This window comes from Paenibacillus sp. JGP012 (assembly GCF_014203995.1).
Taxonomy (GTDB): Bacteria; Bacillota; Bacilli; order Paenibacillales; family Paenibacillaceae; genus Paenibacillus; species Paenibacillus silvae.
On sequence record NZ_JACHKG010000017.1, the window covers coordinates 122,172 to 146,056 of the forward strand.

Below are 23,885 nucleotides of genomic sequence, written 5' to 3' on the forward strand. Positions count from 1 at the left end.
TAGTATATTTCATAATAACATATTTAAACTGTAAAGAAAACGCCTGCCTCAAAAAACTTCAAATTTTAGAAGCGAGACTTCGAACTAACACCTACAGTATACAACACGTAGCGTCAGGTAACCATGGAAAAAATCGTTTAACAACCATTATAATTATAATACCCAAAAAAAGCCCTTCTGCCACAGTTCTGCAACCGGGAGAAGGGCTCTTGAGCTATTTCAGTCATTTTATGAAAATCGTCCATGGATAAAACTGCTGCGGCTTAGACCAGCACGCCACCAATTGGTCTTGCAGGTTCACTCTTGCCATATTGCGGTTTGAAGCTGCGGGCCGGATAAGCCCACTTTACAGCGTTGCTGATCACTTTTAAAATCTCCGGATGGTAATAGGTCGGGTATGTCTCGTGGCCTGGACGGAAATAAAAGATTTTACCTTCACCGCGGCGGAATGTGCATCCGCTTCGGAACACCTCTCCACCTTGAAAGTTGCTGACAAATATCAGCTCATCCGGCACGGGAATATCGAAGAACTCACCGTACATTTCTTCTTTTTCCAAAACAATCTTGCCCTCGATGCCTTCAGCAATCGGGTGCGACGGATTGACACACCATACAATCTCCTGCTCATCTGCTACACGCCACTTGAGATCACAGCTTGTTCCCATCAGCGCCTTGAAGGGTTTGGAAAAATGCCCGGAATGCAGCACGATCATACCCATACCGCTCAATACACGCTGTGTAACCTTCTGTACAATCTCATCACTCACGCGATCATGTGCCATATGTCCCCACCATATCAACACATCTGTGGAATCCAGCACTTCATCACTCAGACCGTGTTCGGGCTGATCCAGAGTAGCTGTACGTATCGCAAATCCTTCACCGCCAAGTCCGTCAGCAAGTGCACGGTGCAGACCGTCCGGATAAACTTCTTTTACTTCATCATGGATTTTCTCATGGACAAATTCATTCCAAATGGTGACGTTGATCATATTTAATTTCCCCCTAGTGTAGCTCTAAACCCACCACATATCGCCCAGCGGCTCTTCGATCAATACTTGCTGGAGATTTTGTACGGCTTTAGAGAAGCCTTCTTCTACTGACATCAGACCGTCTTCATGTTCAATACTTACAACATAATCATAACCAACCAGACGCAGGGCACTCATAATATCAGCCCACGTTTTGTTATCATGTCCGTAACCCACGGAGCGGAACTGCCACGCACGATCCAGCATGTTGGTGTAGTCCTGCATGTCCGTTACGCCGTGTTTGTTCACGTTCACCGGATCAATCGTTGTATCCTTGGCATGGAAGTGATGGATTGCATTTTCACGACCCAGAATGTGAATCGCCTGCACCGGATCAATGCCTTGCCACCACATATGGCTTGGGTCAAGGTTGGCACCAATGACTTCACCTGCTGCTTCACGCAATCTTAACAACGTTGCTGGTGTATGCACCGAGAAGCCTCCATGCAGCTCCAGACCTACTTTTACGTTGCGATCCGCAGCGAATTTCCCCCACTCGGTCCAGTAAGGAATGACTTTGTTTTCCCACTGCCATTTCAGCACTTCCTGGAAATCATTCGGCCAAGGCGCAACAGGCCAGTTCGGATATTTCGCATCTTCATGGTCACCAGGGCAGCCGGAGAATGTATTGACAACAGGCACTTCCAGCTTCTCAGCCAGCTCGACCGATTTTACAAAGTCATCGTGAAAACCTTTGGCAATGTCCTTCTGCGGATGCAGCGGGTTACCATGGCAGCTGAGCGCGCTGATGGTTAGGCCGCGGGATTCCACTGCATTTTTGAAGTTTTTCAGAGCTTGGGGGTTGCTCAGCAATTCATCAGGCTTACAGTGAGCATTCCCCGGATGTCCGCCTGTTCCGATCTCTACTGCTTTGAGTCCTTTTGAAGCTACAAAATCAAGTGCATCCTCTAATTTACGTCCACCGAAAAGTACCAAAAATACGCCGAGTTTCAAGTGCGATTCCTCCCAGAATTTAGATGTTTTATGTTTACTGTGTTTTGCTTGTTACGTATGATTGCTGTGTTTAGCTCGTTCCGTTCTTCTGCTTGTTTAGTTATTGTGGAAAAACAAGCAGAATTCTATCCGAAAATTTAATGCGATTCTACCGTTTTATTTTCGGAAGGGTCGGTTGTTACAACGCTGTCATAGGTGCTCTCCAGATGAATGTGCTTGCCTTCAAGAGAAGAACGCTGGAAGGCATGCATGGCCTCAAGCACATGATACGCCAGCTTGCCGCTTGCCTTGTGCTCGCGTCCCGCCCAGATCGACTGTACCATCTCGGTCACGCCGATGCCGCGCTCGTTATGCCCGCTTTCGAATGCCGGTTTCACCGTTTCCCAGACGTCTTGACCATAACGGCGAATCTTCACTTCGCCATTAAAGAAGTTAGGGTCCGGCACACTAAGCGTGCCTTCGGTACCGTAAATTTCGATACGCGGCAGATCAGAAGCCCCGCGGATATCAAAGCTCGTAATCATCGTCACGATGGCTCCATCGGCAAAATCAATCGTTCCAGCCAGATGGGTCGGTGTTTCTACGCGAAGCGCCGTTCCTTCCTTCGGACCTGAACCGATTTTGCGATCCGCAATCTGAATGCCTGCAGATGCACTGATCCGGCGAATCGGACCTAGCAAAGTGATGAGAGCCGTCAAATAATACGGTCCCATGTCAAACATCGGCCCGCCTCCTGCCACATAGAAAAACTCGGGATCAGGATGCCAGGCCTCCGGCCCTCCGCCCATAAAGAAGGAAGTTGCGGCAATCGGCTTGCCAATCAGACCTTCTTCTATCGCTTTACGAGCGGTTTGAATGCCAGAGCCTAGGAACGTATCCGGCGCTGAGCCAACATATAATCCCTTTTCCTCGGCAAGCTCAATCACTTTGCGTCCATCCTCCAGCGAAATGGCCAGTGGTTTCTCGGCATAGACATGTTTGCCTGCTTCAAGTGCAGCCAGATCCGTGATGGCATGACTGCCAGGAACCGTAAGGTTCAGCACAAGTTCAATCTCATTATTTTGTAACAACTCATCTACATTGTAAACGTTTGCGATATTAAATTCATCTGCCCGCTCCTGAGCACGCTCACGAATCAGGTCAGCGACCGCCACAACCTCGATATATGGGTTTGTTTTGAGATTCTCCAGGTAGATGGCACTAATGTTACCACACCCGATGATGCCTGCTTTCATTTTCTCCACAACGATGTTCATCTCCTTACGCACATGTGAGAATGCATGTTCAGCTGTTTGAAATGCTTGTTGGCACTGTGGATCATTATTGCTGCTCAACTCTATATCTATGGTATTCTGTTTGCGCTTCAATTAAAATGAATAATATGATTGAAACATGAACTATCTGGTCATAATTTTTGCAATCACACAAGGAGTAGACTTATGCCAACAGACTTTTCCTGCCAGGTTCTTACAGCTGGCTTTTCATTTCATCGCAAGCCCTACAGCATGGTACAGCTGGACGGAGTGAAAAATTATTTGATGCGTCTGCAAACGGATGGACGCTGCCGTGCTCGTATTGACGGCTCCATGTCCATGGTGGACGCGGGAGACCTGCTTCTTTTTGACCCGGATGAGCCTTATGAGCTGCGAATAGATAACGAGTATAACCCGATGGGGGAGCGACTTGTGGAGAGTGGGGACTATCATATCTTCTTCAATGGTTCCTGGGTGGATGAGTGGTGGAAACGCCATAAACGGCCAACCCGGATCAAGGTTGAATTGTCCGAGAGCCTGTTAACCCTGTTCAGACAGCTAATTCTGGAGCAGCGCCGCCTGTCCAATCCTTATCCCGAGATTTCGAGCTATTATATGCGGATTTTGTGTCTTGAGGTGGACCGCTTGCTCTCGGAGCATCCGACCAATACCAAGACCAATCATGTAGCCTATGAAATAAAAAATTATATCGAGGAGAACGCCTCTTCGTTGTTCAAGCTGAGCGATGTAGCAACCCATCTGGGAATCAGCGTGTCGCGAGGTGTGCACATTTTCAAAGAGACGTTTGGCAAAAGCATTATGCAGTATACGCTGGATGTGCGGCTGAATATGGCAAGAGAACGAATTATTTTCAGCCCTATGACCCTCGAACAGGTCGCTGAATCCTCCGGTTTCAACAACTATACATACTTCCACCGCGTATTCCGTTCCCGGTTCGGCATGGCACCGAAGGAGTTCCGGCTGATTCACCGGGAACAGATGTAGCGATCTATGGGGTAATGCAGCTTATTTTCGCGCGGCGATGGCCTCGGACACCACCATGGCGAGGTCATCATTGCCAAACATGGACAGCACACCCAGCACGGTATCATCTGGAATATCTCCAGCCTCTTCTTTGGATACAATCAGTTTCTGCACCTGCTGCAAACGCTCGTTGCTCTGTTGCTCCGGGTAGGCCTGGCGATACATCTCTTCCGGGTCCAGTCCGTTATTCACACACCACTGGGCAAAGACCAGAATCATCATCTCTTCTTCCTGTTTGTAGCTCTCGATCACAGCTTCCTCGATCTGTTTACTGCGTTCCTTTTGATATTCATCCATGCTGTATTGCACTCCTTCGCTTAAACTCCATTTACTTTATCGAAAAAATAAATTCTTGAGCATCTTATTCGTAGTCCGAATCCGATTTATGTTATTCCTTGATTAGCCGCTCAGCCAGCTCATGGCTGTCCATCACATAGCTTGCACTGATCAGACAATCATCCGGTGTGTCCAGACAAGCAAGAAAATGATCAACTGCACCTGCAAAACCTCTGCGCACCAGCACCGAATCCCAGCTGCCAAACGTTTCTCTGGATTCCAGTCCACCCTGCTCGGCATAATGAGCTGAATCCATATTAATCACTTCCACCGATCTTCCGCCGCCATGCAGCTCTATCTTCTCCAGATCAGCACCTGCTGCGCGAATCATATCAAAGTGTGCGAGCGCAGTCTTCCCTTGCTTGGCTGTTCCAGCCGCGTGCAGCAGTCTGCCCTGCTCATCCACACGAAGCCACTTGTGCAAAAGCTCCGCATTATTATCGGTGTACCATAACATCAAATCCAGCAGATGAATGAGATCATCATAGATGGTCTTTGCCGCAGGAAGATCCTGCACGCCCGTGCGATGTTTTGTCAGGGTTAGTGTTTCAACACCGGCTCCCCCTTGCATCCACTCTTTTGCCTTCTGATACATGGGTGCAAATCTGCGGTTGAATCCAACGGCGAGCAGCAATCCCTGTGCCTCCGCAAATGCAGTCATCTCTTCCGATTCTCTAATGGTATAGGATAACGGCTTGTCTACGTATACCGCCAGCCCCCGTTCCAGACACGACATCACAATTTCGAAATGCGCTTCCGTTGCTGTATGTACAAACACCGCATCCAGATCCCAGGATAACAGCTCTTTCAGATCGGTTGTTCCCTGCTCAATCCGGTACGTTCGCTGCAGTTCCTTTACCGGCTCCGATGAGCGATTCATGATGCCAACAACCTCAACACCCGGATGAGCGGTGAGTAACGGCAAATATACTTTACGTGCGATTCCTCCGAGTCCGATGATGGCAATTCGGGTACGCTTGATTGTTTCCATGATGAGCATTCCACCTTCAGCTTAATTCGCTTGTCAGCCTTCCTCAGTCACAAGTCCAGCCAGTAACGATCCATGTTCTATAGTGTAACCTTTCTGTACACCTCTTGCCAACAAGCCGCCTAGTCGCTTTTCAGTGATTGCAGCATTGTTCATGAAACGTCTCGGCATGGTAAACTAAGTTATACAGCAGACTGGACGCTGCTTTATCTCACCGATCAGTCTGAACAGAAAGGAGCGTTTGGCTTTTGCGAAAATGGTTATGGCTCCTCCTGTATGTTTTACTTGCCGGAGTCACGTTTATTTACAGATATGAACTGCTGGCGTGGACAGAGGTTCATCAGTCCATTCCGCTTTTATTAGCCTTGGCAACCTTGTTTGCTCTCGTGCCTGTGATTCCGTACAAAGTCATTATTATTGCATTTGGATACAGCTACGGCATGACCATGGCAGCATGGATTTGCTGGCTTGGCACAACATTGGCAGCAATGCTGGTCTACGCAGGCGCAAGAACTGTGTTCAGGCAGCAGGCCCGGGGTTATCTGGAGCGCATTCGCGGCTTGAATCGTTTTACAGTCTGGATGGAGGCGCACCCCTTCATGGGCGTGATGTCGATGCGACTGCTGCCTGTCGTACCGCAAATGGCTGTTAACATCTATGCAGGCATCACCTTTACGCCCTTCTGGGTGTTCATGGCGGCGACCGCGATTGGCAAAATGCCTGCTATTTTCGTTTTCGCCTACGCAGGTGCACAAGCTGGCTCCTCGATCTGGCTCAGTCTCGCCATTCTGGCTGGATATATGGTGCTTATGGCCATGGTTCTATTGCTGTTTCGCTACAGATCACGTAAGAAGGCCTGATCATGGGATGGAATCAACAAGTCTGATTCCTACTTGCCTCTCGTCCTGCTTGGTTGACTTGACCATTCGGGATATAATAGAAGTGTAGGCCCAATATTATATTTAAAAATTTAAAATAAAACGGGATGGCTGGTGGCAGCACCTGAACAGAGTGCGTATGACTGATCGCCAGGTGATCAACCTTTATCGAGCAGCTTAGCAGTTCAGTTCAGGTGACGAGCACCGCATCTTCGTCAGAAATGGAGTGAGTATAGCGTGGAACAACAATCATTAGAAAAAGCAACATTTGCAGGTGGATGCTTCTGGTGTATGGTATCCCCTTTTGAGGAACTGCCCGGTATTCATAAGATCGTTTCGGGCTATACAGGTGGACATACCGAGAACCCGACTTATGAAGAGGTATGCTCGGAGACGACAGGTCATGTGGAGGCGGTACAGATTACGTTTGATCCTGCCATTTTCCCATATGAAAAACTGGTTGAGCTGTTCTGGCAGCAGATTGATCCGACAGACGCAGGCGGCCAGTTCCATGACCGCGGATCATCCTATCAGACGGCCATCTTCTATCACAGTGAGGAACAGCGCAAGATCGCTGAAGCTTCCAAAGCTGCACTGGAGCAGAGCGGACGTTTTGACAAGCCCATCTTCACACCGATTCTGCCCGCCAAAACGTTCTACGAAGCAGAGGAGCATCACCAGAACTATCACCGTAAAAATCCAGCCCATTACAAACGTTACAGCAAAGGCTCAGGCCGTCAGGACTTTATCGAGCGTAACTGGTCGGGCAAAGTGGATAAAAGCGGTCTGAAGGAGCGTCTGACACCGCTGCAATATGAAGTGACTCAGAACAACGCGACTGAACCCGCGTTCCATAACGAATTCTGGGATCACCACGGGGATGGTATCTATGTCGATATCGTATCAGGAGAGCCGCTGTTCAGTTCCACGGATAAATACGATTCAGGATGCGGCTGGCCAAGTTTCACACGTCCGCTCCGGGATTATAATGTGAAGGAAAAAACGGATCTCAGCCACTTTATGATCCGTACCGAAGTCCGCAGCCGTGAAGGTGATTCCCACCTCGGACACGTTTTTCCGGATGGCCCTACGGAAGCAGGCGGGTTGCGTTATTGCATTAATTCCGCGGCACTTCGTTTTGTACCGAAAGAGGATTTGCAAAAAGAAGGCTACGGCGAGTATCGTGTTCTGTTTGAATAAATCTACGCAGTAATGCTAAAAGAGCAGCGGAATGATTCCGCTGCTCTTTTTTGATTTTGTCCTGACGACTAACTGTGATGATATGAGCTTCACATCATACTGACAATCCAGCCAATCCAGTAAGCCAGAGGAATCAGAAGAACCTGAGCCACCATTGTGCCAAAAAGGCGTGAAATCAGCATACAGCCATAAATCTGGTTCATGCGATCCAGCCGAATCTCCCCGCGAAGTGATCTGTCACTGAGCAGCGATATTCTCGGATCAATAAGGATGGTGAGCAATATAGTGGCCATGCCATTAATCAGTCCGGTCGATTGGGAGGCAGCTACAGCCTGCGCTGGATACAGATACGCAGCATACAGGCTGGATAACACACCCGTGGTGTAGATGGCGGTCACCGCTACATTGAGCAGCATTAAACGTCTTGGCATCCCGTGCTGTACCAGACGTTTAGCCATCTGCAAGGAGGGTGGCGTGATATAATATGCGGCATTGCGAAGCTTGCTGCGCTTCAGCAGATTTCGTACCATGCCAGGAATCGAACCAGCGGCTTCGAAATGCACAACCATTCTGGATGAGAGCTTGACCATGGTTGGAAAACAAAATATGGCGATTGCTGTTCCGATAGTCGCCGCCCCCATTAACCAATGAAGCTGCGTTGCAAAGTGCGGATTGGCTCCACGAGCCGCCGTATCCACCAGACTGCCAATCATAGGACCCTGCGCCATATTCGAAGTGCGAGATACGAGAAGCAAAATGCCTGCGAGTGATATCGCCAGAGCAATTCTGCGAGTACGCAGGCCCCCAAGTCGGAGCGCATATGACAAACTGTCAGCAGCATGAATCAGCATCGTAAACAGCATGGGGAGAGCAAGACTTATACTCAACATCATGTATGTACTCCTTTATTTTGGTTCTTTTGATAGATATATCCCATGAATCTTTGACTTGACGTATTATACCCCTTGCACTCTTAAAAGTATAGAACAAGACTGTAACCATCTAACCTTTGTCCCGGTCCCGTTGACTATTCACGAATCAAGCCCAGCTGCCTTTGTCTTTCTGCTGCTGCGGCGTTTGTATTCCAAGTTGCGGAGGTACATAAAGACGGACAGATGGCTCTATGGCCGCTTAGTAGAACCAATCACACCGTAAGAATGATACACACATATTGCAGGCATGATGTGACAGTTATGCAGGTTTGGTGAGAACATATTCGTTGACACAGCCACAGTCATGCATATGCTGGTGAGCCCCAGGTATAGTGTGAGTGCAAGTTTAACGATCTCAGATGATCTTATTTGTCAGGTTTTGAACGTTCTGGAATTCTAACGATTCCCAGAGGGCTTATTCCACCTAAAATCAAAGAAACTGCCCTGTTTTCATGCGAATTCATTGAAATAAGGTTTCCTGAGATCGTTAAAAATTTAAAGTAGAGAAAACACTCCATATAAGGTTTCTACGAATCGTTAGAATTTTTCCATGCTGAAAATGAGGATTTGTAGGAGGATCATCCCTAGCCGTGACGGGTTTGTTTTCATCTTTCATGTCTTATCTACTACGGAAGAATTAATGCTAGTTTCAACTAGTATGACTGTGATTGGACATGTGTTGAACTTGGTTTGATTACTTCTAAACTCTGTGATCATTGCAATGCTCCTGAGAAAACGTTTCGTTTATCTGTTCATGCAGAGGGTAATATACTAGTAACCCATACGATGTTGGAGGGATAACATATGCCATGGAACAAACAGGATTACCCCGTATCGATGAAAAATCTAAAGCCACGTATCCGGCACAAAGCCATTGAAATTGCCAATGCTCTGCTGGATGATGGATATGAGGAAGGTCGCGCGATTGCTATTGCCACAGCCAAGGCGGAGGAATGGGATGAGAATCACCCTGATCATAAGGCGTCAGGCTCTGACTCGTCCTCTCATAAATCATCTTCAGATAAACATAAACAGTCGCCCTCTTCGGAATCTTACTCTCGGGATCGGCGTCACTCCGAACCGGTCTCCTCGTCCAAGAGTCATCACAACATTCATGTTGTACCGACAGAATCGTGCTGGGCCATTAAACAAGAGGGCACATCCGATTACCATTCCACCTATGACACCAAAGCGGAGGCTGTGAATGCCGCAAGAGAACTGAGCAGCAAGCAGCATATTCGAGCCATCATTCATAATCAGGATGGGCAGATCACTCGTTCTATCAAATCATAATTTATCGACTCTTTCGTTGCACATATCACTCTTATGTTAAGGCGCATTCAGCATAACAAAAAATCCCTCTTGCTGCGAAGTTTGCAGACAAAAGGGATTCCTCTCTAAATCAAAGCTTATGTCAAGCTGATTAAAGCTTGATAACAACCGAATACTTTTCATGCCATCTGAGCTATGGATCACGATGAACCGCGTGCTCAATGTGTTACGCCTCGTGCCACGGAAGTTCGCGATGCCGCAGCATTAACCGCTTTGGCCGCAACCGACGGAATCGGCAATTTTACAGCCGATGTTGTCACCACTGCACCACGAGCCGGTACACTGACCACAAACGTAATCATTTTGCTGGCAATCCATACCGCCAGAATTGTATATAAAGTTTCTTTTACCGGAAGAAAGAAAAGTGACAATCCCAAAACGAACGCATCACTGACAAAGAAAACCGTTCCCAGCTTCCAGCCCTTCCAGCGACTGACGAGCAAAGCGAGAATATCATCTCCGCCTGTAGCTCCACCGAAGCGCAGCACGATTCCCGCGCCAATCCCGGTCAACACACCGGACAGCACTGCCGGAATCCAGAGGTTTCCGTTAAAATTCATCACCAGTGTGGAGTAACGCTCAAAGCCGTCGTAGAACAGAGAAAATGCACCCACACCAAGCAGCGCTTGGATCATAAATTTCCAGCCCTTAATGAACCAGGCCAGAATCATGACAGGAATGTCGAGCAGCAACATGCCGATCGCCGGCGATAAACCTGTTGCATATTTTCCGAGCAGGGCCAGACCAACAAATCCGCCCTCCGATAAATGATTCTGAAAGTTAATGTGATAATAAGCAAATGCCAAAATAAATGTACCAAGCAGCATAATTGCAAACTTGATCGCTTCTGTCTTCACGTGTTGTACGGTTAACGATGTTCTCTTCATACAGGTTCCCTCGCAGTTTGTAGGTTGGTTTTAAACCGACCGTACCCTGCAAAAGGTAAGCCTGGAAGAAATCATCGTGTACGTCCTTCGAATATTCATCCCAATCCCCTCTTTCGCAGAGTCAGCCGTTGTTGAAATACGGTTGGTTTACTCTACAAGGGGCGCTATGTGTATGAGAGATCGTAACGTTTCCAGATTGTCCTTGGGGAGATTGTCCTTCGGGGACTCATGGTATCCTGATCCTTTCTGTGTGTTGTGGTTAGCTGTGCTTGGTTAAATTGAAAAATAAAATGATGCATATAGTTGAACAGGTCACTTTACACTTGCCACTTCGATTGCAGTACCCTCTTTCGATCGCTGTTATCCGCGGATTTTTTTGATTCCTTTTTTCAAAAGGAAAAATCCTGTGATAAACGCGAACGCTTCGCTTCTACAGATGGGTTCTGCACTCTTCGTTAACGTGTAAAAGGGAGATCCAACTTACAGCACTGAAATTTAATTCAATTTAAATACCAAAGCTAACTTGCTTGTACTTCTATTATATAACACCAATGTGACCGGGTCTAAACAAGCAACCCAGCAAAAACACGCATAAAGCAGTCTCTGGACTGCTCCAGCCGTCATACAGGCACACCAGGATAAGCAATGCTTGCTAATGGTGCTACCTGCTCCTTTATTCTATGACCGAAGTCTTCAAATATAACAGTGCAGTCACCCAACTGTGACAATTACGGGCCTTTTTTTATTTTCTAGTCGTTTGCAAAGGAATCCTTTCCCTGATGCACATACACTATAGCAAACGGTATTGATAAATCGAATTCAAACGTTTCCAGACTTACTCTGCTGTTTATGGTATAATATAACAATTGAATCCCAATACCGTTTAAGCGAGGCGGATGAATGAAAACGTTAAAGCCAAGAGTCTTTATTGGCTGCTCGCTGGAAGCGAAGCCGATTGCAGCCGCTGTACACGAAAACTTGCGTTTTTCAGCCGAAGTCACCCCTTGGTACTCGGGGGTATTTAATCCAAGCAGTTATACTATGGACGATCTGGAAGCCGAGGTACGCACAACGGACTTTGCCATTTTTATCTTCCATCCGGATGACATATCCAAAATTCGCGGGAAGTACTACGCATCGGTTCGGGATAATACAATGCTTGAAATGGGTCTATTTATGGGCCGTCTGGGACGGAAGCGTATTTTTTTCATTCTTCCTGAGGATATTACGGATATTAAAGATGCCACCAAAGTCGAAGGACTGCGGATGCCCACCGATCTGCTCGGATTGAATCCGCTTGTATATGAGATTCGTTCTGACGGAAAATGGGCACCGGCCGTATCTGTTGCCTGCTCTAAAATTGCAGACAGCATTGAAGAGCAAGGACGCTGGAGTGATCCCGAAGCCGAGCGTATCATCGAGAAACACAAACGCTCCGAAGATCAGGCACGTCTGCAATTATTCAAACTGCTGCGTTTCTTTAGAGAATTGCTGCGCACACGCAAAGCAGATGCCCAGTTGCTTGAACGCATGAGCGATGCCCTGCGAAGTGCCTTTGTCTCGCACCCTCCATTTACTGTGCGCGGTACGGCGATCTATCGTACAGATGGTAATGGTCATATCGAGCAATTATGTGGTAATGTTGGAGAGCCGGGTAGAAAATACGACTTGACCGCTAATGATGATAAATTACCGGATGATCCTAAACGCATTCTTGTTGTCGATTCTTATCGGGAAAACAAAATCAAAGTGAATCTGTACGACGATTACCTTGAGAAAGAGTATCTGCTATGCTATCCTGTAGCCAAGAGGTATGTCATTACCGTTCATATTATTGGTCATATTGAAGCGGATGAGGCGGTATTTCAGCACATTGACTTGCAAAATCGTCAACTGTTTAACGCCATCAACGATCTGTTAGGAGGCGAACCGGAATGAGACCGGAAATGAAAAAAATAAGCAAGCGCTGGGGCAGCGAGAAGAAAGTTCGCCTTAGTTCTGCGCCTGATTCATCACGACCGGTTCCGGAACCCAAGGAAGAGGATCGTTTCCACAAACCGGCCGTACCGCTCGTCACCATCGGCCCATCACTGAAGGGCAAGGAGCGGCCATACAAGGTCATTTTAGAAAAAGAGGCGTATTATGAGAAACCTCAATATCTCGCTTAAGTTTGGCAACAACTTCACTGAGATATAGCTTTATCAGAAGACTATCGTTGCATCAGACTTTTTACTTGATTTCTAAAGTTGATGTTCACACATTCCATTTATATTGCCGCTGCAACGGCAACATGTTTACCAGGCCCCGCCTCCCATGGCTGGGCTTTTTTTGTTTTTTTACTACTTTGCTTGATTCATGATAAAGCCTGTATATTGCGCTCCTGTTGTTTGATTCATTCTAAAAATTGCTTGCACGTAAGCTGATCAATTTCATATGACATACATAAAACGTTAGAGTTAAAAGATGTATTTTGACCAACTCATCTGTTGTATCTGACCTTAGGTTTCCTGCAAAACCCATAAATTATACCTAAATTTTGGAGCTGGCTTGTCCGTTTATGCTGAACCAATTTGAAGTGATTAACAGCTGTTATTTCCTCATTTTATTGCCACTTATAACTTTATTTCCGTTGATATACAGACCTCATGCTGAAATCCATTTCCATTATTTATCGGTTGTATAACGTATGCCTATTGCATATATTGATTATAATATAAGAACACCTGTTCTGTAAACTATAAATTCCAATTATAGGTTAAGGAAGTGAATGTATGACATCCCATACTTCCGCCCCATCCCCTGCGGATGAAGATCATCGTCTGATCAAAGGCATCGTTGTGCGCACGCTTTTGCTGGATGTACTGGAACGGGATATTCGAACACTCGATACACTGCTTTTAAAAATGCCCGAGGTCTATATTCTGTCGCTCACCCGTATTCAGAATGACGTACTTAAGGAGATGCTGGGACTGCGCAAACAGATGAGAACCCGTGGAGTGAAAGTTCTGGAGGAAACGCGGGGTAAGGATGGCATTGAAACCGTTTATTTGTGCAGGGGATACATGCAGCGTTTCTATATGCTCTGGACCTTTGCACGTAATGAGGTTAAAAAAGAGCTAAGCCGACATCTGCAAATGGATCTGACACAAACCTGAGTATGATTGGTATTTTGCCATTCTTTTAATTTGGTACAATCTGTTTCCAACACGGCAGGTGAAAGAAACAAGGCTCTGCCGAGCCTCAACATTCCAGGCTAGTGATGCTGAACAGGTTGACCATTGCGTGCTCTGTCATTAAGATGGAGAAGACATATCCAACCTTCCCGATGCGGGAAAGGATATGCACACAATGTCAGTCTAATCAAGGAGCTGCACATCATGGAATCGAATTCGAATTCTCTTTATAGTTCAAAAAATAATACAGCATTACACCCACTCGTTGCCGCGGATGTGACCGAACTGATCGGCCAGACGCCTGCGGTTCGGCTCAGTCGGCTCACAGGCAGTGACTCCGCTGACGTATTCGTTAAGCTCGAGTATTTCAATCCAAGCGGCAGCGTCAAGGATCGTGCCGCCTACAACTTAATCGCCCAGGCTGAACGAGATGGTCTGCTGCAGCCTGGGGCAACCATTATTGAACCGACGAGCGGCAATACCGGGATCGGTCTTGCGATGAATGCCGCGGCCAAAGGATACAAAGCGATCCTCATCATGCCGGACAACATGTCCAGGGAGCGTATCAACATTTTGAAGGCTTACGGTGCAGAAGTTGTGCTCACGCCTGCTGCGGAGCGGATGCCTGGAGCCATTCGCAAGGCGAAGGAGCTTCAGGCTGAACTGCCGGGCAGCTTCATTCCGCAGCAGTTTGAGAATCAGGCGAATCCGGATATCCACCGGATCACGACGGCGCCCGAAATTATAGAGCAGATGGATGGCAGGCTGGACGCCTTCATCGCTACAGCCGGAACCGGCGGCACGATCACCGGAACGGGCGAAGAGCTGCGTAAGCAGCTTCCCGCCCTCCGCATCTATGCGGTGGAGCCGCAAGGTTCCCCGGTGCTGTCCGGCGGCGAGCCCGGACCGCACAAGCTCGTCGGTACAAGTCCGGGCTTCATCCCGGACATCTTGAATACCGACGTATGGGACGCCATCATCCAGGTGTCCGATGAGGACGCACTGGATACGATGCGGCAGCTTGCTGCCCGGGAAGGGCTGCTGCTCGGCCCTTCCTCTGGCGCTTCGGTGTGGGCCGCCCTTCGCATCGCGAAGGAACTGGGGCCGGGGCACCGGGTGCTCTGCATTGCGCCGGATACCGGGGAACGGTATTTGAGCATGGGTATTTTTTAACAAGGCCAACGGCAAAGATCCCTAACCCGACAATATCTACACAACAAGCTCTACGTTCATACCGCATAACAAAATCGAGAACCAAATGAATAACCGAATAGATAATCAAAATAAATAAGCCCCTGCTCAACTCGGATCATGTATCCAAGGGAACAGGAGCTTATTTTTATTTTCGCAACACAAAAGTAATCACGCAGAGCGCAGGTATGAGACATAAGACAAGAGACATGCAGCGGAAACATGAAATAACAACATAAGTTACATACATAAATGACAAGCATCAATCACAAAACATGAAATCCCTCGCCCCGTGCTACATCCATACTGCGACTACATGTTTGTTTAACGCTTAGAAACGGTTGTTACCGATTAATGTGCCAAGGTTGTCCATTCTACACCTTCTGGGAGCAGCGCTGCAATGCGGTCTTTGGCTTCCTTTTGGGTATAGATCGACTCATCCAGAATCGCCGCCGAACCGGAGTCACTGCTTGTGCGAATGAGACGTCCCAGCCCTTGCTTCACCCGCAGCAGCATATATGGAAGATCGATCTCTTCATATGGCGAAGCTGACGCATTTCGTTTGGCATTAAATACCGGGTCCTGCGGTGGATACGGAAGCGACCAGATCATGACGTTGGACAATGAAGGTCCCGGAACGTCGAGTCCTTCCCACAGATTGACGGAGCAGAGCACGCTCTCCTCATCCTGCTGGAATGCCGCGATCAGATCACTGATCTCCCGATCCCCTTCATACATAAAGCGCAGCCCCTGCGCCTCTGGCACTTGCACGATATCCTGCTTGAAGGCAAGCAGCTCCTCCATCGTACGGAACAGAATTAGTGCACGACCGCCGCTCTCCTGGAGCAAATCCGCCGCATCACGCAATCGGTTTTCATTCTCTGCATGACCGGGTACAGCTTGTTCGGCAATTTTCATCTTCATTTTATCTGCGTAATCGTACGGAGACGCCACCGAGAACGATACAAAATCGTCGATTCCCAGACTATCTGCCACATAACGGAAAGAATTGTCCACAGACAGCGTAGCCGATGAAAAGACAATCGGAATACCCGTGTTGAATACACGCTCGTTCAGAATTTCTTTTACGGTACGCGGCATGATCGACAATGTCGTCTCGTCCTCGCTCTCTTCCGCCCAGCAGATGTATCCATCCTCCTTGCGGAACAGGGACAAAGCCGTCTGGATCATATCCAAATGCTCTTCCACGACACGCATCTGATACCCATCCAGCGAAAATAATCCACTCTCGAATACCAGCTCTTCGCCGATTGCATCCAGCACACTGTTCAACCGTTCAATCTCACGCAGCAGCGGTGCTTCTACCCGAACTTCTTTCCGTTCCGAGCCAGGAATAGCCACCGTATACGTATCCAGCAAGCGGAACAAACGCTCACTGCTTTCAATTGCCTCATCCACACGCTCTGCAAGGGATTCACGAATCTCGCCTTCGAGCAGACGTGTAACCAGTTCCTCGAAAATTCGATGTTTCAGCTTGTAACTCAGTGCGTTCAGCGCGGCTTCTTCCAGCAGATGCCCTTCATCGAATACAACGGAACTGTGGTCAGGCAATAAAGGCAGTTGTCCTTCGCGTTTGCGCGCTTCATAGGTCCACACATGCTCCATGTAATAATCATGGGAACAGATGATGATATCTTTGGAACGACGGTAATGATCACGCGACAGCGTCAGGCCGCAGCGTTGTCTTTTCGGACACACGAAACAATCCTGAAACGGGTCCCAGTTAATCTTGTTCCACTGGCGGTCGTTCAGATGCGGATACTGCTTGCGGTCACCATACGGATGGAAAGCCTGAAGTGTTCCCGGCGTGTTCACGAATTCCGGCAGGCTCTCGTACACCTCTTCAATCACTGGCGCATCCTCATCGGCGAATCGGACGGCACTTAGCTTGTTCAGACAGACGTATTGGTCCGGCGACTTGCCAAGGCGTGCGTCCACTTGCAAATCCAGATGTTCAGCGAGCTTCGCAATATCTCCGCCCGGCTTCACCAGCTGTTCAATCAAGGACTCATCGGCACAGGCGATCACCGCCGGTTTGCCCGTATAACGTGCATAACAAACCGCGTAGAGCAGATAAACGAGTGTTTTACCTGTTCCTACGCCAGCCTCGGCCATAATCGTCTTTTTATCTCCATAGGCCCGTTCGAGCTGGTACGCCATAAAAATCTGTTCGTCCCGTACCTCGAAGCCGGACTCTGGCAAAATATCATAAAACACATCGGCAACCCACTCTCCCAGACGGGATACAAAAGGTTCAGCCGGATCATATGCAAAAGGGTAACGTTGTGTAGACAATCCTGGGTCAGCCTCCATTCTTAGACAAAGCGGTCCAATTTCTATTTTTCGTTTCAAAAAAGGCCGCTGGGCAAAAGTTAATTATCTCACGTGATAGATCAGGAGACAAGCTTTTTTTCACTTGGTTTACGGAGAAGCCTGGATAGGGCTATGTATAGATGTTGACCACAGGGAAAATATATACAGGAATCCAACTTCAGGAAAGGTGGTATACCGCTCCATGGATAAACATTCTTCACCATCCGGGCACTCCTCAGACCCCTCAAACGAGACGTTGACGGATCGGCAGGGCCATCCCATTACCGACAATCAGAACGTACGAACCGTGGGCAGCCGTGGCCCAACTACGTTGGAGAACTATCATTTTCTCGAAAAAATTACACACTTCGACCGCGAGCGTATCCCGGAACGGGTCGTGCATGCCCGCGGGGCTGGCGCTCATGGTGTATTTGAAGCATATGGAACGGCGGGAAATGAACCCGTATCGAAGTATACGAGAGCACGTCTTTTTCAGGAAAAAGGCAAACAAACGCCCGTGTTCGTACGCTTCTCGACCGTCATTCATGGCGGGCATTCCCCGGAGACGCTGCGGGACCCGCGCGGATTTGCCGTTAAATTTTATACCGAAGACGGCAACTGGGATTTGGTCGGCAACAATCTGAAAATCTTTTTCATCCGCGACCCGCTCAAATTCCCGGATATGGTACACGCCTTCAAGCCCGACCCGCTGACTAACGCACAGGATATGGAGCGGTTTTTCGACTTCGTCTCTCTAAGTCCAGAAGCGACACATATGGTGACCTTTCTTTTCTCTCCGTGGGGCATTCCGGCGAATTATCGTCAGATGCAGGGCTCAGGCGTTAATACATACAAATGGGTGAACCAGGACGGCAAAGGTGTGCTCATTAAATACCACTGGGAACCGTTGAAACAAGGCATTCGCAAGCTGCTGCAAGGACGTACCTTCTCCTATTCGGATACCCAGCGTCACCGTGTAGGTGCAAACTATCTACAGCTGCCTGTGAATGCGCCGAAGAACCGAGTAGCCACCAATCAAAGCGGTGGGCAAATGCAGTATAAAGTCGATCGGGCACCGGGTCAGAATCCACACGTCAACTACGAGCCTTCTTCGCTCGGAGGTTTAACTGAGGCTCAGCCGCGTGGTAAAGAGCATGAACCGCTGGTGGAAGGCCATCTGGTGCGGGAGAAAATTGAGCGTACCAATGATTTTGGACAAGCCGGGGATACGTACCGGGCGTTCGAGGACTGGGAGCGAGATGAGTTAATCAGCAACATGGTCGGCGCACTGGCCCAATGCAAACCGGATATCCGGGAGCGCATGATCTCTCATTTTACCCAGGCGGATGCAGATTACGGAAGACGTGTGGCAGAAGGACTGGCTACTGTATCCACAGACGATAGTACAACAGTACAGCCGAAGCATGATCCGAGCGTTGAAGAGGCCGAAAAGCACAGTCGGGAAACGGATGGGTATTAATTGGCGTTAGATGAGCCGGACGAGTATTGTCCGTAATTGAATGAGTATTGTCGTATAAAAAGTTAGATGAGAGTATCGCCCCATGAGTCTGAATGCCAATGTTGGTAGCCGCTTATGGGGCTTTTTGTGTGGTGACAGCTGTTGATTTGGAAAAAAAATGAAGTTCAAAGCGGTGGATTAGAGATAAGTCTCATGTAATCAACTCGGGAAAAATAGGCATATTCACGTTCAATTCGGATGATGGTTCGTTAAAAAAAGGCGATCAGCCAATGATCGGATTACATTTTTCTTTTGGAAGGGATGGGATTCGGAGCAGTGATGCCTGCCCTGCCAGTCTTGAACGCAACCTGATCAAATGATTATTGATGATAACGTTTACAACATTTACCATGAAGCTGTGTCCGGGTGGATACCTTTAGCTAGCTGGACGGTAGGACGAAGCACGTGATGCTCTCATTAAAGGTACGCTCTACTCTACTCTACTCTGTTCTGCTTTGTTCTGTTCTGCTTTGTTCTGTTCTGCTTTGTTCAGTCCATACCGGTTACCCGCTAGCTCGATCTTTTATTCCAATTAACCAAGGAGGCTTGCACCATGAAATTATTCCCTTCCACATCTACTCATGCATCTGCACGATCCCAGCGTTCCCTGAAATCCAAAATGACCAGCATCTGTCTTAGTGCCGCATTCCCTCTTTTACTGTTAAGCGGTGGTTCGGTGGGTGCCGCAGAACTGCTGGAAGGCGGATTACCTGATATCTCAGCGTCAGAGTCCATGGTGAACAGTTCCAATCTTACGCTCGCTGCGGGTGATTTGTACGTGTCCCCTAACGGCTCTGCCAGCAATCCGGGAACGATAAATAGTCCGACGTCACTCGCTAACGCTCTGACCCAGATCGCTCCAGGCAAAACGATCTATCTGCGCGGCGGAACCTACAGCTTCTCGCAAACGATTACCATTGAACGCGGTAACAGCGGCACCGCCTCGCAACGCAAAAATCTGGTTGCCTACGGATCGGAAAAACCCGTCTTCGATTTCTCGGCTCAAGCCTTCGCTTCCACGAATCGGGGATTGCAAATGTTCGGAGACTACTGGTTTGTGAAAGGACTTGAAGTCAAAGGTGCGGGCGATAACGGCATCTTCATCGGGGGCAGCTACAACCGTCTGGAGCAGATCGAAGCCCACCATAACCGCGATACGGGCATTCAGATGGGACGTTATGCTTCTACTGCTGCCAAAAGTGAATGGCCTTCGTATAACGAAGTCATCCGTTCCTACTCCCACAACAACTATGACCCGGATGACGGCGAGGATGCGGACGGTTTTGCCGCCAAGTTGACGGTCGGTCCTGGGAACGTCTTTGATGGCTGCATTGCTGCCTATAACGTAGACGATGGCTGGGATCTCTATAGCAAAACAGACACAGGCGCCATCGGCGCAGTGACGATCCGTAACAGCATCGCATACGGCAACGGCGCCACAGCCGACGGAACGTCCACTTCGAACAGTGATGGTAACGGCTTCAAGCTGGGCGGCGAGAAAATTGCCGTGAATCATATTGTCGAGAACAATATTGCATTTAATAACAAAAAACATGGCTTTACCTATAACAGCAACCCGGGTTCGATTCAGATGAAAAACAATACCTCCTATAACAATGGGCAGAGCAACTTCGCCTTTGATGTAGGCACCCACATCTTCACCAACAACCTGTCCTTCCAAGGCGGCGCCAGCGACAAAACCAGCGGAACCGATGTCAGCAGCACCAACGTCTGGTGGAAAAACAAAAAAAGCGTCAACGACAAAGGCCTGCTCGCCAGCGCAGCCGATTTTGTCTCCCTCGTACCTTCGGTAACCCGTGCCGCAGACGGCACCCCTGTATTGGGTAATTTCCTGAAGCTTGCAGTTGGCAGTGATCTGATTGGGACGGGAACGCCAGCGGGGAAAAATATTGGTGCGCGGTAGGTATGGGTTGGTAAGATAAAACAATAATTTATAAACCAAAGTCCCCTCCCCCATGCCAGCCTGATCGGTGGTAATGGAGAAGGGGATTTTTGTATTGCTGTGTATTTTCTGCTGGCTCATAAGGTAGATAGGTTCTCACGGTTTGGCTAAAACTTCAATTCTTCGATCAGGTTTGACATGTTATCTTTCATGGTAGGTCACCTTAGGTAGATTGTACATCAAGGGATGAGGTGAAATGGGAATTTAGCGGGAAATGCGCTAAAATTGCTGAGAGTCACTAGCTTTAAGAAACAAGAATTAAAAATTTTTAAGACAAGTCATGTCACAAAGGTAAATGGCCGCTATCTTAGCTGTAACCTACGTTTTTATAGAAATCTAGCTAATTGGACATTTGAATTACTGAATTGATCAAATTGGTTGATTACCATCAGAACAACAAAGATTATTATTTTGAATCGGACAAATTCAAGAAGACCATATCCTTCAAGTTGTGATTCACTTAAGTTTTTCAAAAATATCCGAAGCTAAGTTCATATAAACTGAGGGCATACTTTGGGACCGTCGATAAATAAAAGTCTAAATTTAATAAAACCCACCTTAGCCTTGCGGATAGCTTCTGCTTGACCCTAATAACTTAGAATTATCTACTCGATTTCACACATGTTAAATAACCTAAATATGATAGAAAAACGATTTAAGAAAGAGACGGTCTCATAAAAATATGGTTATTTGATATGACACAGTCGGCCGTTCCCGAACATGTCAGACTTTCTTCTACTCATTATTTAAGACTCTTTTCTCTTGAATACTGTTTGGGCACACCTATTATTATCTCTTCCAAGACCAAATCTAACTCCCCATCAATAATAACCATTCATAATTAGACCTTAATATAATTCAATCAATTAGTAGCGGCCTTTTTTCGTTGGAATAAAGGGCATATTCTACTTCTTCAAATAACTCTTTACCTACTCTTTTTATTATCTGTGCCTCTCTAGTTTTCATTACTTCTATTGAAGAGTGGTCCCCCAATAAAGCCAATAAAACTAAGATTGTTTTTAAACTTGCATCAGAATTGCTACTCAGCAAAAGATGACTATGCAACCATGGCTTGAGATAATTTGATAACTCTTCTAAATTCCTCATATTATAAATCAGGACTTTATTAGTAGTAAATGATTGATTAATAGATGGGATAATTTTTTTCATGAAAGTTGCTAATCGTTTAATATTATTTTCCAAATTAATTAATTGAGAAATAATTATAGAAGTAAAAATATCATCTAATTCAAAACATTTATACAATAATTCCAACTCTTGCTCTGTTTTACCTCCATCCCATCTAGCGATGATATTAACTTTTGAATTCATACTCACTTCTTTACTATTAATGAAACTTTTAATGAGATTAATTGGAATATTTTCTTTCATCTCCATGAAAGTCAGAATCAAAAATTCAGTGTAAAAGATACTCTTATTATCATTTGATTTCAATAATATTGAAGAATCACCTTTACAAATTTTAGCTACACTGGTAGGAATCCAGTGTAACAATCTCGGATTGATATCTGTACTTTCAACCATTTTAAAAAGTACTGGCAAAGCATCAACTGCCTGTAAATCCCCAAGAGAGATGATGATTTGCTCTGTAATTCTCCCTGTCTTTTTAGTAACTTGTTCTAACATTAAAGGGATAGATTTTTCAGTATTATGCTTAGCTAAACATCTATATATCCAGCCTTCCAGTTCTTCGTCATACCTATTTTTTTTCAATCCAGCAATAAGTAAATCAGGGGTATCAGGCAAAGAAGAATAGTTGAGGTATCGAATTTCATTTAAAGCTAAGCTGATATTGCGTCCGTTAACAATATCTATGAGTTCATTTCGTAATTCAACATCTTCAATTTCAAAATACCAAGAACTAATCCATAAACTCACATTCGGATTTTTGTAATATAGAAGTTTTTTAAAAACATACTTTTGATCAATACCGCTTCTGTTTTGTAGACTTTCGACTACGTAACGTCGAACATAATCATCCTTTTGCTTATCCAACAAAAGAGCCAATAATCGAGCAGTGTTTTTTTCTCCATTATAAGCTGATAATAAGTTTGCAAGCTTATGTGCGCATGTTGAACCATCATGACCATCAGCAATAATTTCAAATAATTCAACTAAAAAGCTTTCTATTTCTTCATTTTTTTTAAAATACGAAACAATATCAATTATCTCATTTAATCTATTTAAATTTGATCTGTTATTTATAAATAAAAATTTAAAATGCTCCAGAAAGCTTGCTTGATTTTGTTCCAAAAAGAGGACATCTAAATCAACTATCGGAAAACTTAATAATTTTGGTAAAAAACATGTGCGGGATTCAATGTCATGTTTAATCACAGCCTGTAAAGTATCCTTTTTTTCATTTATATCTCCAGTTTTAAAAAAACCATTTAGTAGAAGATTCTCCTACATAGTTTACTAACGCTTGTTGTTTTATAATATTTTCACGTTCTTCATTACTGAATAAATCAAGTTTTAAGCATAAAACGGATATAATATAATCACGAATACCACTGAAGTAAAACCCAATCATTGATCGGCCATTTAAATCTGTATATTTATAAAGTAAACTATCTGCAAAAAAAATAGATGGAATAATCTGATTAATTTCTAAATTAAGTAATTCATTTAATTTAAACTCTTCTATTTGAGGGTTACCTATATTTATTAATGCGGAGGCCACTCCAACTAACAATTTCATACTTACATCAGGTGAATCATATTTTTCTAATTTTTTAAAGATATATCTTTTATCACGCGTGTTGAATAACCAATAAAAGGTAGAAAAAGAACCGCAACCTCGGTAAAATGTTTGTACCCCTACAAACTCCGAAAGGTGGCGGTTCCAT

The 23,885-nt window shown here is 46.3% G+C and carries 21 protein-coding genes; 10 read left to right on the forward strand and 11 right to left on the reverse strand.

Features of this window, described 5'->3' with window-relative positions:
* Nucleotides 1-263: 263 nt before the first annotated feature.
* The 3 genes from HNR77_RS19670 to HNR77_RS19680 all read right to left on the reverse strand — a co-directional run bounded on the left by HNR77_RS19670 (nt 264) and on the right by HNR77_RS19680 (nt 3,229).
* On the reverse strand, nt 264-992 hold the full coding sequence (locus HNR77_RS19670) for a ThuA domain-containing protein (RefSeq protein WP_184187966.1): 729 nt from the start codon (nt 990-992) through the stop codon (nt 264-266).
* Between the two features lie 24 nt (nt 993-1,016).
* Nucleotides 1,017-1,985, reverse strand: coding sequence for a sugar phosphate isomerase/epimerase family protein (locus HNR77_RS19675; protein ID WP_111271571.1), 969 nt, complete (start codon nt 1,983-1,985; stop codon nt 1,017-1,019).
* A gap of 137 nt (nt 1,986-2,122) precedes the next feature.
* Nucleotides 2,123-3,229, reverse strand: a complete 1,107-nt coding sequence (locus HNR77_RS19680) for a Gfo/Idh/MocA family protein (protein ID WP_184187969.1) — start codon at nt 3,227-3,229, stop codon at nt 2,123-2,125.
* Nucleotides 3,230-3,424: 195 nt separating this feature from the next.
* On the opposite strand from HNR77_RS19680, the gene HNR77_RS19685 reads away from it, so the two are divergent.
* The gene (locus HNR77_RS19685; protein WP_184187972.1) at nt 3,425-4,243 is read left to right on the forward strand and encodes an AraC family transcriptional regulator; all 819 of its coding nucleotides are present in this window, start codon (nt 3,425-3,427) and stop codon (nt 4,241-4,243) included.
* 21 nt (nt 4,244-4,264) lie between these two features.
* On the opposite strand, the gene HNR77_RS19690 is transcribed toward HNR77_RS19685, so the two are convergent.
* The 3 genes from HNR77_RS19690 to HNR77_RS30380 form a co-directional block, all read right to left on the reverse strand.
* Nucleotides 4,265-4,579: a hypothetical protein gene (locus HNR77_RS19690; protein ID WP_111271574.1), complete on the reverse strand. Its 315-nt coding sequence runs from the start codon at nt 4,577-4,579 to the stop codon at nt 4,265-4,267.
* A gap of 91 nt (nt 4,580-4,670) precedes the next feature.
* Nucleotides 4,671-5,609, reverse strand: a complete 939-nt coding sequence (locus HNR77_RS19695) for a Gfo/Idh/MocA family protein (RefSeq protein WP_184187975.1) — start codon at nt 5,607-5,609, stop codon at nt 4,671-4,673.
* A 33-nt stretch (nt 5,610-5,642) separates the two neighbouring features.
* Nucleotides 5,643-5,777 (reverse strand): hypothetical protein, encoded by a 135-nt coding sequence (locus HNR77_RS30380; protein WP_260410694.1) that lies wholly within the window; start codon nt 5,775-5,777, stop codon nt 5,643-5,645.
* Between the two features lie 77 nt (nt 5,778-5,854).
* On the opposite strand from HNR77_RS30380, the gene HNR77_RS19700 reads away from it, so the two are divergent.
* Together HNR77_RS19700 and msrA are read left to right on the forward strand one after the other, a co-directional pair.
* Entirely contained in the window at nt 5,855-6,466 is a 612-nt protein-coding gene (locus HNR77_RS19700) for a TVP38/TMEM64 family protein (protein ID WP_184187978.1), read from the forward strand.
* Between the two features lie 255 nt (nt 6,467-6,721).
* Complete coding sequence (gene msrA / locus HNR77_RS19705) at nt 6,722-7,684, forward strand: peptide-methionine (S)-S-oxide reductase MsrA (protein ID WP_184187980.1); 963 nt, start codon at nt 6,722-6,724, stop codon at nt 7,682-7,684.
* 89 nt (nt 7,685-7,773) lie between these two features.
* On the opposite strand, the gene HNR77_RS19710 is transcribed toward msrA, so the two are convergent.
* Nucleotides 7,774-8,574, reverse strand: a complete 801-nt coding sequence (locus HNR77_RS19710; protein ID WP_184187983.1) for a lipid II flippase Amj family protein — start codon at nt 8,572-8,574, stop codon at nt 7,774-7,776.
* Nucleotides 8,575-9,420: 846 nt separating this feature from the next.
* Here HNR77_RS19710 and HNR77_RS19715 point away from each other — a divergent pair.
* Entirely contained in the window at nt 9,421-9,909 is a 489-nt protein-coding gene (locus HNR77_RS19715; RefSeq protein ID WP_184187986.1) for a DUF2188 domain-containing protein, read from the forward strand.
* Between the two features lie 197 nt (nt 9,910-10,106).
* On the opposite strand, the gene HNR77_RS19720 is transcribed toward HNR77_RS19715, so the two are convergent.
* Nucleotides 10,107-10,835: a YitT family protein gene (locus HNR77_RS19720; RefSeq protein ID WP_184187989.1), complete on the reverse strand. Its 729-nt coding sequence runs from the start codon at nt 10,833-10,835 to the stop codon at nt 10,107-10,109.
* 900 nt (nt 10,836-11,735) lie between these two features.
* On the opposite strand from HNR77_RS19720, the gene HNR77_RS19725 reads away from it, so the two are divergent.
* The 4 genes from HNR77_RS19725 to cysK all read left to right on the forward strand — a co-directional run bounded on the left by HNR77_RS19725 (nt 11,736) and on the right by cysK (nt 15,181).
* On the forward strand, nt 11,736-12,773 hold the full coding sequence (locus tag HNR77_RS19725) for a nucleotide-binding protein (protein ID WP_184187992.1): 1,038 nt from the start codon (nt 11,736-11,738) through the stop codon (nt 12,771-12,773).
* Nucleotides 12,770-13,003: a hypothetical protein gene (locus HNR77_RS19730; protein WP_090922613.1), complete on the forward strand. Its 234-nt coding sequence runs from the start codon at nt 12,770-12,772 to the stop codon at nt 13,001-13,003. The genes HNR77_RS19725 and HNR77_RS19730 overlap by 4 nt, the downstream gene beginning before the upstream one ends.
* A 603-nt stretch (nt 13,004-13,606) precedes the next feature.
* A complete protein-coding gene (locus tag HNR77_RS19735) occupies nt 13,607-13,990 on the forward strand; it encodes a YhjD family protein (RefSeq protein WP_184187995.1) in 384 nt (127 codons plus the stop codon).
* A 222-nt stretch (nt 13,991-14,212) separates the two neighbouring features.
* Nucleotides 14,213-15,181 (forward strand): cysteine synthase A, encoded by a 969-nt coding sequence (gene cysK / locus HNR77_RS19740; protein WP_184187998.1) that lies wholly within the window; start codon nt 14,213-14,215, stop codon nt 15,179-15,181.
* 369 nt (nt 15,182-15,550) lie between these two features.
* Here cysK and HNR77_RS19745 read toward each other — a convergent pair whose 3' ends face one another.
* Nucleotides 15,551-17,515 carry an ATP-dependent DNA helicase gene (locus HNR77_RS19745; protein ID WP_260410696.1) on the reverse strand — a complete coding sequence of 655 codons (1,965 nt, stop codon included), beginning with the start codon at nt 17,513-17,515 and terminating at the stop codon, nt 15,551-15,553.
* A gap of 154 nt (nt 17,516-17,669) precedes the next feature.
* Between HNR77_RS19745 and HNR77_RS19750 the strand changes: the two genes are divergently transcribed.
* Nucleotides 17,670-19,013: a catalase gene (locus tag HNR77_RS19750; protein WP_397367184.1), complete on the forward strand. Its 1,344-nt coding sequence runs from the start codon at nt 17,670-17,672 to the stop codon at nt 19,011-19,013.
* A gap of 772 nt (nt 19,014-19,785) precedes the next feature.
* On the forward strand, nt 19,786-20,976 hold the full coding sequence (locus HNR77_RS19755) for a right-handed parallel beta-helix repeat-containing protein (protein WP_260410701.1): 1,191 nt from the start codon (nt 19,786-19,788) through the stop codon (nt 20,974-20,976).
* An 897-nt stretch (nt 20,977-21,873) separates the two neighbouring features.
* On the opposite strand, the gene HNR77_RS19760 is transcribed toward HNR77_RS19755, so the two are convergent.
* Complete coding sequence (locus HNR77_RS19760) at nt 21,874-23,373, reverse strand: HEAT repeat domain-containing protein (protein WP_184188007.1); 1,500 nt, start codon at nt 23,371-23,373, stop codon at nt 21,874-21,876.
* A 40-nt stretch (nt 23,374-23,413) separates the two neighbouring features.
* A partial coding sequence (locus HNR77_RS19765; protein ID WP_184188010.1) for a hypothetical protein occupies nt 23,414-23,885 on the reverse strand: 472 nt, incomplete at its 5' end.

Bases quoted from the DNA above. Each gene is read 5' to 3' on its own strand.
- HNR77_RS19695 (WP_184187975.1), bottom strand. From the start codon at position 5,609: ATGGAAACAATCAAGCGTACCCGAATTGCCATCATCGGACTCGGAGGA.
- HNR77_RS19755 (WP_260410701.1), top strand. From the start codon at position 19,786: ATGGTGAACAGTTCCAATCTTACGCTCGCTGCGGGTGATTTGTACGTG.
- HNR77_RS19735 (WP_184187995.1), top strand. From the start codon at position 13,607: ATGACATCCCATACTTCCGCCCCATCCCCTGCGGATGAAGATCATCGT.
- HNR77_RS19690 (WP_111271574.1), bottom strand. From the start codon at position 4,579: ATGGATGAATATCAAAAGGAACGCAGTAAACAGATCGAGGAAGCTGTG.
- HNR77_RS19670 (WP_184187966.1), bottom strand. From the start codon at position 992: ATGATCAACGTCACCATTTGGAATGAATTTGTCCATGAGAAAATCCAT.
- HNR77_RS19715 (WP_184187986.1), top strand. From the start codon at position 9,421: ATGCCATGGAACAAACAGGATTACCCCGTATCGATGAAAAATCTAAAG.
- HNR77_RS19685 (WP_184187972.1), top strand. From the start codon at position 3,425: ATGCCAACAGACTTTTCCTGCCAGGTTCTTACAGCTGGCTTTTCATTT.
- cysK (WP_184187998.1), top strand. From the start codon at position 14,213: ATGGAATCGAATTCGAATTCTCTTTATAGTTCAAAAAATAATACAGCA.
- HNR77_RS30380 (WP_260410694.1), bottom strand. From the start codon at position 5,777: ATGCCGAGACGTTTCATGAACAATGCTGCAATCACTGAAAAGCGACTA.
- HNR77_RS19710 (WP_184187983.1), bottom strand. From the start codon at position 8,574: ATGTTGAGTATAAGTCTTGCTCTCCCCATGCTGTTTACGATGCTGATT.
- HNR77_RS19730 (WP_090922613.1), top strand. From the start codon at position 12,770: ATGAGACCGGAAATGAAAAAAATAAGCAAGCGCTGGGGCAGCGAGAAG.
- HNR77_RS19725 (WP_184187992.1), top strand. From the start codon at position 11,736: ATGAAAACGTTAAAGCCAAGAGTCTTTATTGGCTGCTCGCTGGAAGCG.
- HNR77_RS19720 (WP_184187989.1), bottom strand. From the start codon at position 10,835: ATGAAGAGAACATCGTTAACCGTACAACACGTGAAGACAGAAGCGATC.